This is a genomic window from uncultured Dialister sp., assembly GCF_900538805.1.
Lineage (GTDB): Bacteria > Bacillota > Negativicutes > Veillonellales > Dialisteraceae > Dialister.
In genome coordinates this window covers 1-12736 of sequence record NZ_UPZP01000070.1, presented here as the reverse complement: position 1 = coordinate 12736, position 12736 = coordinate 1, and the positions used below count along the sequence as shown (strand labels likewise).

The following is a 12736-nucleotide window of genomic DNA, read 5'->3' as shown; positions in this document are numbered from 1 at the left end:
TTTGGTGTTTCTTACCGACAGGAAACTATTTGCAAACAGTTTCCTATCCGGCTTGACACTGTGGTGTTTCTTACCGACAGGAAACTGTTTGCGAAAAGTTTCCCATCCGACTTGACGCTTTGGTGTTTCTTACCGGCAGGAAACTGTTTGCGGAGGGTTTCCTACCCGACTTGACGCTTTGGTGTTTCTTACCGGCAGGAAACTGTTCGCGAAGGGTTTCCTATTCGGCTTGAATCCATGGTATTCCTTGCCGACAGGAAACTATTTGCGAAAGGTTTCCTATCCGGCTTGAATCCATGGTATTCCTTGCCGACAGGAAACTGTTGGCGAAAGGTTTCCTATCCGGCTTGAATCTTTGCTGTTTCTTACCAACAGGAAACTATTTGCGAAAGGTTTCCTATCCGGCTTGAATCTTTGCTGTTTCTTACCAACAGGAAACTGTTCGCGTAGGGTTTCCTATCCGGCTTGACGCTTTGGTGTTTCTTACCGGCAGGAAACCTAAGAACCCGGCAGCCTTCCGCTGCCGGGTTCTTTCTCAAAGGATATAGTTTGAAATATCGATATTTTCCCTGATTCTTCCGAGTTTATCTCTTACGTAGGCGCTGTCTACCACCATTTCTTTTTCTTTCATGTCCGGTGCGTCGAAGGAGAGGTCTTCCAGCACTCTTTCCAGTATGGTATAGAGTCTTCTGGCGCCGATGTCTTCGGTTTCCGAGTTCACGTCCGACGCGATTTCTGCAATGGTATCCAGGGCGTCTTCAGAGAAGGACACATGGAGACCCTCTGTTTCCAGAAGGGCGGTGTACTGGCGGATCAGGGCCTGCCTGGGTTCTGTGAGGATTTTACGGAGATCCTCCTTGGTCAGGCTGGACAGTTCCACACGGATGGGGAAACGGCCCTGGAGCTCCGGAATGAGGTCGCTTGGTTTGGATACATGGAAAGCGCCGGCTGCCATGAAAAGGATGTGGTCCGTTTTCACCTGGCCGTACTTGGTCTTCACCGTGGCCCCTTCTACAATGGGGAGGATGTCCCGCTGCACCCCTTCCCGGGATACGTCGGGGCCGCCGGAGGAGCCGGTTCTGCCTGCAATCTTATCGATTTCATCGATGAAGATGATGCCCCTTTCTTCGGCGTAGTGGATGGCCCGGTCCTTCACCACTTCCATGTCCACCATTTCATCGGCCGCTTCTTCCATCAGGATTTTCTTTGCCGCCCGGACGGTGACCTTCTTTTTCTTCATTTTCTTAGGCATCATGCCGGCAATCATGATGGAAATCTGGTTTGCCTGTTCATTATCCGACTGCGGCGCGCTGCCCTTGTCTTCCACCTTGATTTCAATTTCCCTCTCATCCAGTTCACCGCTCCTGATTCTTTCAATCAGTTCTTTGCGGCGTTGTTTCTCTCCTTCATCCTCCGGCTTGTCCGCCTGTTTTTCACCGAAAATGATGTCCATGGGGCTTCTGGTTTCCGGCTTTTTGGAAGGCCACAGGGCTTCCGCAATGCGGCGGAGCGCTTCTTCTTCGGCGTCCCTGCCGTGGGAAGCGGACTCCTCTTTTTTCACAAGGCGCACCGCTTCTTCCACAAGGTCCCGCACCATGGATTCCACATCCCTTCCCACATAGCCCACTTCGGTGTACTTGGTGGCCTCCACCTTCACAAAGGGTGCATGGGTCAGGGAGGCAATCCGCCGGGCAATTTCCGTCTTGCCTACGCCGGTGGGACCGATGAGGAGAATGTTTTTGGGGCTGATTTCCTTTGCCAGTTCAGGAGAAAGCTGCCCTGCCCTCCAGCGGTTCCGAAGGGCCACCGCCACCGCCCGCTTGGCGTCCTTCTGGCCGATAATGTAATGGTCCAGGTATTCTACAATCTTACGGGGTGTTAATTCTTCCATCAGATTTCCTCCACAATAACGTTATGATTGGTGTATACGCAGATATCCGCTGCAATATGAAGAGATTTTTCCGCAATTTCCCGGGCGGACAGGTCTGTATTCTGTGAAAGGGCCCTGGCTGCGGAAAGGGCATAGTTGCCGCCGCTTCCGATGGCAAGAATGCCGTCATCCGGCTCAATCACTTCCCCGCTGCCGGAAACAAGGAAAAGGTGCTCCCCATCGGTAAGAATCAAAAGTGCCTCCAGCTTCTGAAGCACCCGGTCGCTGCGCCAGTCCTTGGCAAATTCCACAGCTGCCCGCACCAGATTGCCGTTGCAGTCACGGAGCTTCGCTTCAAATTTATCAAAAAGGGAAAAGGCGTCTGCCACGGAACCTGCAAAACCTGCAATAATCTTGCCATGGTACAGCCGCCGCACCTTCCGGGCGGTGTTCTTCATAATCACCGCATTCCCCATGGTCACCTGTCCGTCACCGGCCATGGCCGTATGACCGTCCTTCTTCACTGCCAGTATGGTTGTCGCTGTAAACATAACTCCTCCTTCATCACTTCTATGTCTATAAAAACACTGCCCTTCGGCAGTTCTCCATTTCTATCTATATTATACGTTACAGAGGAAACAATGGGTAGGGCTCCTGTCCGGCTTGGCGCTTTGGTGTTTCCTACCGACAGGAAACTTATTTCCTCCTTGTCTTGCAATCTTCTTCCATCACCGTTATCATGATGAATAACATATGAAATTTCAGAAAAGGATGGGAATACTATGAATACCAATATGAAACAGCTCAGGGACCCGGAGGAAATCAGGCAGCATATCCGGGACATTTATAAAGACAATCGGTTTATGTCAGATTATTTCCATATCCACATTGATGAAATCCACTGCGGCAGTGTCACCGTCAGCCTGAAGACGGACCCCATGAAACATAACAACCACCGGGGCCGCCTCCATGGCGGTGTGCTGGCTGCCCTGGCTGATTCCGTTACCGGTGTCACCAGCGCCTCCGTAGGCGCCTCTGTGGTCACCGTGGCCATGACCATGAATTTCATCCGCACCGCCAAACCGGGAGAAACCATCCGCGTCACCAGCCACATCACCCACAACGGCCACTCCACCATCGTCATCACTGCCGACATGTTTGATGAAGAAAACAATCTCATGTCCAACATCCTTGCCACCATGATGGTGGTGGACCGGTTCACGGAAATCCCGCGCCGCTGGAATGGATGAATGAAGGGCCGCCATGCGACCCGGGTTCAGAGGGTTCTGCGCCCTTTGGGCGCGCCTGTGGCGTGAGGATTGACGGTCCTTCGGCCCGAAGGTTCTTAAGGTTCTAAAGTTTGACAGCCCTTTGGGATGAGGGTTGTGGAATCGCCAACGGACACGCCCTTCGGGCGTGAGGGTTCAGAAGGTTCAAAGGGTTCATAGGGTTGTGGTGGCGGCTGGCGCCGCAAATACAAAAGGGGCGCGGCTTCGCCGCGGGTTTTGGAGAAGGGTTATGTTCGCTTCGCTCAGGGGGCGACGGCCCTTCGGGCCGAGGATTGTGGTGGCGCCTTCGGTGCAGTTTTATAGGCCGCCTTTCGGCGGCCACCACTTGCTCGCTGCACGGGACTTCTTCTAAAGGGTGGCAGAATGGGCCTCTCTGTGCTCTCCCTCAGAGACATGTGTGGCACATTGTCCAGCGCCCATAGTCCCACCGCGAAGCGGGGTGGCAAGCAAACACGAGTCACACCAGCAAACCGGATTCGTAGGGGAGCGGAAGCGACCTGAGAATCGTGTGAACCCTTTCCCGTGGAGGAAGGTGGTGCCGTCAGCCACCAAAGGGGGGCCGCCGGAGTGATAAGAATACTTATGACTTTTTTCAGACCTATCCTGCCCGCTTTGACGTGTGTGTCATTTTCGCTGCTTACCCTCCAGCACCCCCGCGCCACTTCGTGGCCCTCTCCGCCCCTCTGGGAAGCGTCTCACGTGATTTTCAGGTCGCTGACGCTCCCCTACAAATCACGTTTGCTTGCCACCTCAAGGGGGCGCAAGGTTTGCAGCGATAAAGCGATTTTTATCAACCCTCCATGTACCATTCTGCTAAATCAGCCGCCTGCGGCGGCTCCCCCTTGCCCGCTGCGCAGGACTTCTCCTAAAGGGAAGCATGTCACTGGATTCTCAGTCGCCTACGGCTCCCTACGAATCCAGTTCCTTTGCCACCCCGCAAGCGGGGGCAGAACAACCCGTGCTAAGCAGAGAGAAACTTATTTTTACGGTTCTTCTCTCCCCATCAAAAAAGACCGGCGGCGGCCGGTCTTTTTTGATGCCCCTTTTATCGGAGTTCGTAGTTGTAGTCTTCTTTGAGGATGTGGATGGCGCCCATGTCGCCTTTCATGGCGGCTTTGATGAGCCACTGCATGGCGGCTTTTTCGTCTTTTTCTACTCCTTCGCCGCTGGAGAGGGCATAGCCGTAGTGGGCCATGCCGAAGGGGTCTCCTTTTTCGGCGGCTTTTTTGTAGAGTTTCACTGCCTCGCCGATGTCTTCGTCCACGCCGATGCCTGCTTCGTAGCAGAGGCCCAGGGCGGACCAGGCTGCGGGAATTTCATTTCTGCCGGCCCGTTTGTAGCATTCGAAGGCTTTGGCTGCGTGGTCTTTGTCTGTGCTGTGGCTGAAGGCGAGGCCCAGGCGAAGGAAGGCTTCTTTGTCTCCCAGGGTTTCAGCTTCTTCTGCCATGTGCCAGGCTTTTCCGGGGTCTGTGCTGCCGGCGGCACCGGTAATGTATTCTCCGCAGGCCACGGAGAGGAAGCCACGGAGGGTCATGTCGCCGTCGGGGTCGCCGGCGTCTCTTCCTTTCCGTATCCACATTTCGGCGGCGGAGAGGTCTTTCTGGGTGCTGGTGCCGGAGGCGTAGAACATGCCGGTCATAAGCATGGCGCCGCTGTCGCCGCGCTCTGCGGCGAGGAGGTAGTAGCGGAAGGCTTTGTCGTAGTTGACTTTGCCCATGATGCCTTCGTCGTAGATTTTTCCCAGAAGGGAGGCGGCTTCGGCGCTGCCGTCGTCGGAGCAGTGCTCCAGCATTCTCCTGGCTTTTCTTGGGTTCGGTTTGTTCCCGTTAATGCCGCGGAGGTAGAGTTTGCCCAGCTGCAGGCCTGCGTCTTCGATACCGTATTCTACGCTGATTTTGTAGCAGTTTTCCGCTTTGTTTTCGTCTTTGTCCACGCCGTCGCCTTTTTCCCATTGGCGGCCCAGGACGTAGATTTCATAGGCTGCTTCTCTGGCGCCCATATTGGCTGCCTTTCTGAAGTATGCTACTGCCTCGTCCATATCCCCCATATGAAGGCAGTCCTGCCCCATGGAGTAGTAATATTCCATCATTCGATCAGATGCCATAATAGTCCTGCTCCTTTTTGAAATTTCTCCAGAAAGGCTTGCCCTTTCGTGAAGATTATCTGAATTCTTTGCAGAGGTCTTCGAAGAGTGCTTCGGAGGGCTTTTCTACGTGGTCAATGAGCCGTACGTCTTTGGACGGAACGATGTCGCCGAAGGGGATTCCTTCTTTTTCTTCGTAGATGACGCCGGTGACAAGGCTGTCTGTTTCCGCCAGGAGGTGGAAGGCTTCGGCTTTGCTGGTGGGGTCATAGTTTTCGCGGACATCGGAAATCTTTTTCAGGTGTTCGTTGTACCACTGGACGGTGTTCATGTGGTTGAAGGTGACGCAGGGGGTGAAGATGTTCACGTAGGAGAATCCTTTGTGGTCCACTGCTTTTTCGATGATGTCCACCAGGTTCCTGCCGTCGATGGCGTAGGCCTGGGCGACGAAGGTGGCACCGGCGGCAATGGCCATGGCCGGTACAGCCAGCGGGGTCAATGGGTTTCCGTCGGGGGTGGTCTTGGTGACGAAGCCTTTGGAGGAAGCCGGTGATGTCTGGCCTTTGGTGAGTCCGTAGACCTGGTTGTCGAATACCAGGTAGGTGATGTCCATATTTCTCTTCATGGCATGCATGGCGTGGCCGAGACCGATGGCGTAGGAGTCGCCGTCGCCGGAGCATACGATGAGGTGGGTGTCTTTGTTGGCGCATTTGATACCCTGGGCGAAGGGAAGGGCCCTGCCGTGGGTGGTGTGGGCGCCGTAGCAGTACTGGTAGCCGCCGATACGGGAGGAGCAGCCGATGCCGGAAATCAGGGTGATTTCTTCGTTGGCCCATCCTTTTTTGGCGCAGACGGCGGAAATGGCGTTCTGGATGCCGTAGTCGCCGCAGCCGGGGCACCAGTTCGGTACGATTGTATTTTTATAGTCTCTCGGTGAAGCCATAATCAGAAGACCTCCTTGGCTTTGTTCACAATGGTAGAAGTGGTAAATGGTGTGCCGTCGTACTGGAGGAGCGACAGCAGTTTGTCATGGCAGTCGAAGTGGATGGCGAAGAGTTCGCGGAGCTGGGCTGTCAGGTCTTCTTCTACGATGAGAACTTTCTTGGCGCCTTCGATGTAGGGACGGAGGGCTTCTGTGGGGAACGGGGAAAGGAGACGGAGCTGGAGGTGGTTGACTTTCTTTCCTTCTGCTTCCAGTTCTTCCACCGCTTCTTCCAGGGCTCCGTTGGTGGAGGTAATACCTACCAGGAGAAGGTCGGTGTCTGTGTCTTCATGGGTCACATAGAATGGCTTCATGGCATTAGGTACGGCTGCAAATTTCCGGTGCCGTTTTTCCATTTCCATGACGCGGTCGGCCTGTCCTTCAGCGGGCTTGCCGAATACGTTGTGTTCCAGGCCTGTGGAGAGGAACATGCCGTTCTTCACTCCGGGAATGGTTCTTGGGGAAATACCGTCTTCGCTGTCTTCAAAGCGGTGGAAGTAGGCTTTTTTCTTGGTGTCCAGTTCCGGCAGGCCATCGGTCAGAAGTTTGCCGCGGTTGATTCCTACGCGGTTCAGGTCGAAGGCCGGTACGGACTGTTTGCACATGCCGAACTGGAGGTCCGAGAGGACAATGACGGGGGTTTGGAATTCTTCGGCCAGGTTGAAGGCTTCCTGGGTGATGTAGTAGCAGTCTTCAATGGAGGAAGCGGCCAGCACGATTTTTTCCGCATCGCCGTGGCCCGAGGCAATGGCGTAGCGGATGTCGCTCTGTTCTACTTTCGTAGCCATGCCGGTGGAGGGGCCAGCACGCATGACATTGATGATGACCACCGGGATTTCAGCCATGGCTGCCATGGAAATGGATTCGGCCATAAGGGAGAGCCCGGGGCCGGAGGTGGCGGTGAAGGCGCGCACCCCTGCATAGCCGGCGCCCATGGCCATCATGCAGGAAGACAGTTCGTCTTCCGTCTGCACCACGGTGCCGTGGATTTTGTGAACCACTTTAATCATGTATTCCATGATTTCAGAGGCCGGGGTAATGGGGTAGGAAGCCATGAAGCGGGAGCCGGCGGAAATGGCGCCCAAAGCGGCGGCTTCGTTGCCCAGAAGATAGAGCTGGTCTTTCTTCGGCGGAGTCGCCAGATGGCCCAGTTCCACGCCGTGCATGGCAGTAATGGCGGTGTCATAGCCTTCCTTGAAAATTTCCTTGTTCTTGGTAATGATTTCTTCGCCCTTCTTAGCGAAACGGTCTGCAATGAAGCCGTAGAAGGGATTTTCCGGGAATCCCAAAACGCCGGCGCTCATGCCCAGGGCTGCAATGTTCTTCATCTGCAGGCTGCCGTATTTCTTTGCCAGTTCCGTAATGGGAAGGGCCAGCATAATGCGGCCGCTGTGGGCTTCAAACTTCGGATGGAAGGCATCGTCGGCGATGATGACGCCCCCTTCCGGTACTTCTTTGCCATGGAGATCAATGGTCTCCTGGTCCAGGGCCACCAGACAGTCCACATGCTCGCCGATGGTAGCCACTTCCTTTGTGGCAATGCGAAGGGCAATGGTTGTATGGCCGCCCTTAATGCGGGATGCAAAAAGGCGCTGGCTGAACAGGGAATAGCCTTCCTGCGCCAGTACACGGCCCAGGATCTCGCCGCAGGACTCTACGCCCTGTCCCTGCTGTCCGCCCATTTTCCAAATAAAATCACGTTTCGTTTCCACTCCATCTGCCTCCTTGGTGATGAATCACGGGAAATGTAAAAAGTAAGAAATATATATAGGTGAATCGCTTTTACACATACTCACACATTTTTATTATACCACCTTGGGGCTGTGAAATCTTGGGTAAATATTAATAAGTTGGACGGGGCTTCTCCCCGAGGGTTCTTAAGGGTTTTAAGTTTGACAGCGCCTGCGGCGCTGAGGGTTGTGGTGGCGCCATTTGACACGCCTTGGCAGGCGTGAGGGTTCAGAGGGTTCAGAAGGTTCAAAGGGTTCAGAGGGTGTGGTGGCGCCTTCGGCGCAAATTTATAGATTGCCTTTCGGCGGACAGTTCAGCATGGAGTTTCATTTTCGACTTGCAGCCCCCTACACCCCTGCGCCACTTCGTGGCCCTCTTCCCCTCAAGGGGACGCAAGGAATAGCGCCGCTTCCCCTCGTTTCCCCTTGAGGTGGCAAGGGAACTTGATTCGTAGGGAGCCAAAGGCGACTGAGAATCAAGTGACACGCTTCCCACCGGGGCGAACGCCGCGAAGCGGCAAAGGGTGTACGGGGTGAAGCGCGGATGTGATACTCCATTCTGAGAATCGTGTGAGACGCTTTCCCGTGGGGAGACGCCGCCGCAGGCGGCAGAGGTGGCATTTCCACGGGTTCCAGCCCGGCTGTGAAGTTTTTTCTGTCGCTGCCGCTAAATATACGGATTGAGAGCACTGCCCAGCCCCATAGTCTCCTGAAATAAAAACAATAAAAAAACAAAGCCCCTTTCCATTCGCAGTGCTTTGTTTTCTCTTGCATTCCTTTCTCTTGCATTCCTATGGTATAATAATGGCAGTGAGACAGCCGTTTATATGATTTCCCTTGCTGGAGGAAACGGCTCCCTCAATGTTTAATATTTGAAGAAAGCCTCCTCAAGCCTGGGTAGGCTTTTTTCATGTGCCTGCTGCCCTGCCCCATCCGGCTGGCAGAATGAAGCCTTTACAAAAGGACGCCTTTTACAGGGCGTCCTTTTGATTTTCTTTTTCACTTTCTTTTCACCGGGCAGTTCTTCTTGGCCTGGAATTCGTTGGCGTCCAGGCGGTAGACTTCGCAGCCCCTCAGCATACCATCGGTGATGGTCCAGTCTTTTCCGGAAATCTGCTTCATGAAGGATGTGAGGATTTCCTTCTTTTCTTCATTTCCTGTAATGATGGAAATACGGCCGCTGCCAATGATGCTCATGTAGGCATTGGTGTAGAGGGCGGGGTTTGTGGCGTGGGGAATGACCTTTTCTCCGGTGTCCATTTCAAAGCCCGCCCGGCCGTCCTTTTCGATGAGTTCCTTTTTCAGTCCCGCTGTGGCGCCGTGGAAGAAGAGGGAGAGTTTTCCGTCCTCGTAGGTATAGGAATAGTTCACCGGCACCACGTAAATCCGTCCTTCGTCGTAGAGTCCCAGGTGCAGGATGCCGCAGGCATCCAGAATGCGGCGGATGTCCGCCTCTTTCGTCACCAGCCTGTCCTTCCGCCGCATGGGCCGTCTTGTTATATCCATGGCAGTTTTCCTCCTTTTTTGATTTATTATAGCATGGGGGAAAATGAAAAGGTTCTTAAGATTGACCGGCCTGTCGGCCGGAAGGTTCTTAGGTTTGACGGCCCTTCGGGCCGAGGGTTGTGGTGGCGGCCAGGAGGCCACTGCGTGGCCCGGGTTCAAAGGGTTCAGAAGGTTCAGAGGGTTCAAAGGGTGTGGTGGCGTCTTCGCCGCAAATAATAATAAAAAAGGGGTGCGGTTGGCAGCCTGCTTTGGCATGCGTGTCATTTTCGTTGCTTACCCTCCAGCACCCCCGCGCCACTTCGTGGCCCTCTCCCCCTCAAGGGGGCGCAAGGGTTAGCAGCGCTTTCTCTCGTTTCCACTGGGGGGCAGAATCATTTTCTATGTTTTCCACTTGTGACATACAGGTTTTTTCCCAATCAAAAAGGCGCCCCTTCTGAGGGTGCCTTTTTCTATTTCCCATCTTCTGCCATATATATTTTCCTGTAGTAGAGGAGGACGGCGGCCATGCCCAGGTCCGTGAGGAGCCAGCTTAAGGGATAGACGGCCATGAGGGTGTGGAAGTCGGCTTTCCATTGGAAGATGGTGGCCACGTAGAGGATACGGGAGCCGCAGATGCCGGCGGTGACGATGATGGCGGGGAGGAGGGATTTACCGAAGGCCCGCAGGAAGCCGGATACCATTTCGATGATGAGGTTCAGCACTTCGGCACCCAGGATGTATTCCAGGCGGATATAGCCGTAGTCGATGACTTTGCTGTCTGTGCTGAAGAGGGTAAGGAGGGGCGTACCGAAGAAGAGGACCACGCCGCAGACCGCCGCCATGGCACCGAAGCCCTGGAGGAAGGTGATGCAAAAGATTTTCCGGCAGCGGCTGAAAAGGCGGGCGCCGTAGTTCTGGCCGGTGAAGGTGGTGCAGGCCTGGCCGAAGGCATTGATGACGTAGTACGCAATGATTTCCAGGTTGAAGGCTGCCGCCGACGCCGCCATCACTTCTTCGCCCAGACTGTTGATGGCGGACTGGATAACGATGTTGGAGAGGCTGAAAACGGCGCCCTGCAGGCCTGCCGGCAGCCCCACGGATAAGATTTCCTTCAGCATCATCCTGTCAAAGACCGCTTCTTTCAGGGATACGTGGACAGAAAGGTTGGTATGGGAGAGAAGGGTGAGCAGCATGAGGGAGCTTAAAAGGGTGGCGCAGACGGAGGAAGCCGCCACGCCGCCTACGTCCATATCCATGACCAGCACGAAGAAAAGGCTGGATGCCACTTTCACCATGCCGGAGGTGATAAGGCATAGGAAGGGTGTCCTGGTGTCGCCCTGGCTCCGGTAGATGGCGGAGGTGAAGTTGTACATGAGGATGCCCGGCAGGGCGAGGAACATGATACGAAGGTACCGGAGGGACATGGGCTTCACTTCTTCCGGTACGGAGAGGATGTCCATCAAAGGCGCTGCCGCAAGCTCCCCCAGCACGGTCATAATAAGGCCGCCGAAGAGGGCGGAGAGAATGGCGGTGTGCACTGCCCTGGTAACGCCTTTCCTGTCCCTTCTGCCGGTGAGCTGGGAAATGACCACGTTGGCGCCCAGGGAGATGCCGATGAAGAAGGTGACGATGATACCTACCACCGGCGCATTGCTCCCCACCGCCGCCATGGCGGTCTTCCCTACGAAGCGGCCCATGATGAGGATGTCCGCCGCGTTAAAAAGCTGCTGGCATATGCCTGTCACCGCCAGCAGGAGGGCAAAGGTCCATGTTTTATCTGCAATGGAACCATGCAGCATGTCCATTTTCTTCATCATGTATCCTCCTTTGCCGCCATAAATAAGGCGCCGGCTGTCAGCCGACGCCTTTCTCCTGTATTATATCATTTCTTCCCGGGAAAAATTCTTCACGGGAGAAAAGGGGAAATCAGCTCTTATGAAATGGAAGGCTTCTTTTAAAAACTTTCTTTGAAGATTTCTTCGATTTCAGAAGGGGTAAGTTTCTTGTAGCCGCCCTCCAGGATAAGGGTGCCCTTCACCAGGTCCGGAATCATATCCTTTGTGGCGCCAAGGTCGGTGATATTCATGACCAGGCCCAGTTTCTTCATCCAGTTTTCCATGGCGGCAAGACCTTCTTTGGCGATTTCTTCGTCAGTCTTTCCTTCGGAGTTCACATTCCATACGGTAAGGGCGAAGCGCTTGAATTTGGGAAGACCGTAGGGCAGGATGTGGTGATAGTAGGGCAGGGATACGGCAGCAAGGGTCATGCCGTGGGCGGCGTTGGTGAGAGCACCTACGGCCTGTCCCAGCATATGGACCATCCAGTCCTGGGTCTTGCCTTTGCCGATTAAGGTATTGAGGGCCCAGGTGGCATCCCACATGAGGTTGCTTCTGGCTTCATAGTCCTTCGGGTTTTCGGCGGCCACGAGGGAGGCGTGGATGACGGAGCGCATGAGGCCTTCAGCCAGGTAGTCGCTGGTGTTGTCATCGGTGCCGGAGAAGTACTGTTCGCAGATGTGATTGAACATATCGTAAATGCCGGAAATCATCTGGTAATGGGGTACGGTCATGGTAAATTCGGGGTTCATGATGGAGAAACGGGGCATCACTTCCGTGCCGAAGACGTGACCGATTTTCAGCTTCTGGGCGTGGTTGGTAATGACGGAGCCGCCGTTCATTTCAGAGCCTGTGCCCACCATGGTGAGGACGCAGCCCACCGGAACGATTTCACAGTCCGGTTCTTCCATCTTCAGGAAATATTTGTCCCAGGGGTCGCCGTCGTAGTGGATGGATACGGAAAGGGCCTTGGCATAGTCGCAGCAGGAACCGCCGCCTACGGCCAGGATGAAGTCCACATGGCCTTTCCTTGCGATTTCTATCCCTTCCGCCAGCTTGTCGGAGGTGGGGTTGGACATGACGCCGGAGATTTCTGTCACTTCTTTGCCTGCTGCTTTCAGGATGTCCATGACCTTGTCATAAATGCCGTTCCTTTTAATGGAGCCGCCGCCATAGACCAGGGCCACATGGGTCCCCTGCTTTGCCAGTTCTTCCGGAAGATAGGACAGGGCATCTTTACCAAAGTAGAGGGCGGTGGGGTTGCAATAAGAAAAATTATCTAACATTTCAGTCTCCTTCTCATGGGAAGATATCTATAATCTCCCCTGCTTACAAGTGATTTTCTGTCTATATCCTAAGGAAGCACTGATTAATTCGCAGAATCGAATTTCATATGTATTTTTATCCAATGCTACGTCATCAGTCTCCTTAAATAGCTCGCTATTCGCGTCGACTGATTCCT

9 protein-coding genes are annotated in these 12736 nt (G+C 54.3%); 1 reads left to right on the top strand and 8 read right to left on the bottom strand.

Translation table 11 applies throughout. The features are described 5' to 3' along the window. Positions 1 to 535: 535 nt before the first annotated feature. Both hslU and hslV read right to left on the bottom strand, forming a co-directional pair. Entirely contained in the window at positions 536 to 1891 is a 1356-nt protein-coding gene (gene hslU, locus QZQ29_RS06870) for an ATP-dependent protease ATPase subunit HslU (protein WP_296961589.1), read from the bottom strand. After that, the gene (gene hslV / locus QZQ29_RS06865) at positions 1891 to 2421 is read right to left on the bottom strand and encodes an ATP-dependent protease subunit HslV (protein ID WP_008859332.1); all 531 of its coding nucleotides are present in this window, start codon (positions 2419 to 2421) and stop codon (positions 1891 to 1893) included. The genes hslU and hslV overlap by 1 nt, the downstream gene beginning before the upstream one ends. A gap of 231 nt (positions 2422 to 2652) precedes the next feature. Here hslV and QZQ29_RS06860 point away from each other — a divergent pair, with 231 nt between their 5' ends. Continuing rightward, positions 2653 to 3120: a PaaI family thioesterase gene (locus QZQ29_RS06860; RefSeq protein ID WP_296961580.1), complete on the top strand. Its 468-nt coding sequence runs from the start codon at positions 2653 to 2655 to the stop codon at positions 3118 to 3120. Positions 3121 to 4204: 1084 nt separating this feature from the next. Here the strand turns inward: QZQ29_RS06860 and QZQ29_RS06855 are convergent. The 6 genes from QZQ29_RS06855 to QZQ29_RS06830 form a co-directional block, all read right to left on the bottom strand. Next, complete coding sequence (locus QZQ29_RS06855) at positions 4205 to 5263, bottom strand: tetratricopeptide repeat protein (RefSeq protein ID WP_296961578.1); 1059 nt, start codon at positions 5261 to 5263, stop codon at positions 4205 to 4207. Positions 5264 to 5318: 55 nt separating this feature from the next. Continuing rightward, complete coding sequence (locus tag QZQ29_RS06850; protein ID WP_296961576.1) at positions 5319 to 6185, bottom strand: 2-oxoacid:ferredoxin oxidoreductase subunit beta; 867 nt, start codon at positions 6183 to 6185, stop codon at positions 5319 to 5321. Positions 6186 to 6187: 2 nt separating this feature from the next. Beyond that, positions 6188 to 7936 carry a 2-oxoacid:acceptor oxidoreductase subunit alpha gene (locus QZQ29_RS06845; RefSeq protein ID WP_296961573.1) on the bottom strand — a complete coding sequence of 583 codons (1749 nt, stop codon included), beginning with the start codon at positions 7934 to 7936 and terminating at the stop codon, positions 6188 to 6190. Positions 7937 to 8953: 1017 nt separating this feature from the next. After that, complete coding sequence (locus QZQ29_RS06840) at positions 8954 to 9460, bottom strand: pyridoxamine 5'-phosphate oxidase family protein (RefSeq protein ID WP_296961570.1); 507 nt, start codon at positions 9458 to 9460, stop codon at positions 8954 to 8956. Positions 9461 to 9909: 449 nt separating this feature from the next. Then, the gene (locus QZQ29_RS06835; RefSeq protein ID WP_296961568.1) at positions 9910 to 11256 is read right to left on the bottom strand and encodes an MATE family efflux transporter; all 1347 of its coding nucleotides are present in this window, start codon (positions 11254 to 11256) and stop codon (positions 9910 to 9912) included. Between the two features lie 137 nt (positions 11257 to 11393). Beyond that, complete coding sequence (locus QZQ29_RS06830) at positions 11394 to 12560, bottom strand: iron-containing alcohol dehydrogenase (protein ID WP_296961564.1); 1167 nt, start codon at positions 12558 to 12560, stop codon at positions 11394 to 11396. Between the last annotated feature and the right edge of the window lie 176 nt (positions 12561 to 12736).

Bases quoted from the DNA above. Each gene is read 5' to 3' on its own strand.
- QZQ29_RS06840 (WP_296961570.1), bottom strand. From the start codon at position 9,460: ATGGATATAACAAGACGGCCCATGCGGCGGAAGGACAGGCTGGTGACG.
- hslU (WP_296961589.1), bottom strand. From the start codon at position 1,891: ATGGAAGAATTAACACCCCGTAAGATTGTAGAATACCTGGACCATTAC.
- QZQ29_RS06835 (WP_296961568.1), bottom strand. From the start codon at position 11,256: ATGATGAAGAAAATGGACATGCTGCATGGTTCCATTGCAGATAAAACA.
- QZQ29_RS06830 (WP_296961564.1), bottom strand. From the start codon at position 12,560: ATGTTAGATAATTTTTCTTATTGCAACCCCACCGCCCTCTACTTTGGT.
- hslV (WP_008859332.1), bottom strand. From the start codon at position 2,421: ATGTTTACAGCGACAACCATACTGGCAGTGAAGAAGGACGGTCATACG.
- QZQ29_RS06855 (WP_296961578.1), bottom strand. From the start codon at position 5,263: ATGGCATCTGATCGAATGATGGAATATTACTACTCCATGGGGCAGGAC.
- QZQ29_RS06860 (WP_296961580.1), top strand. From the start codon at position 2,653: ATGAATACCAATATGAAACAGCTCAGGGACCCGGAGGAAATCAGGCAG.
- QZQ29_RS06850 (WP_296961576.1), bottom strand. From the start codon at position 6,185: ATGGCTTCACCGAGAGACTATAAAAATACAATCGTACCGAACTGGTGC.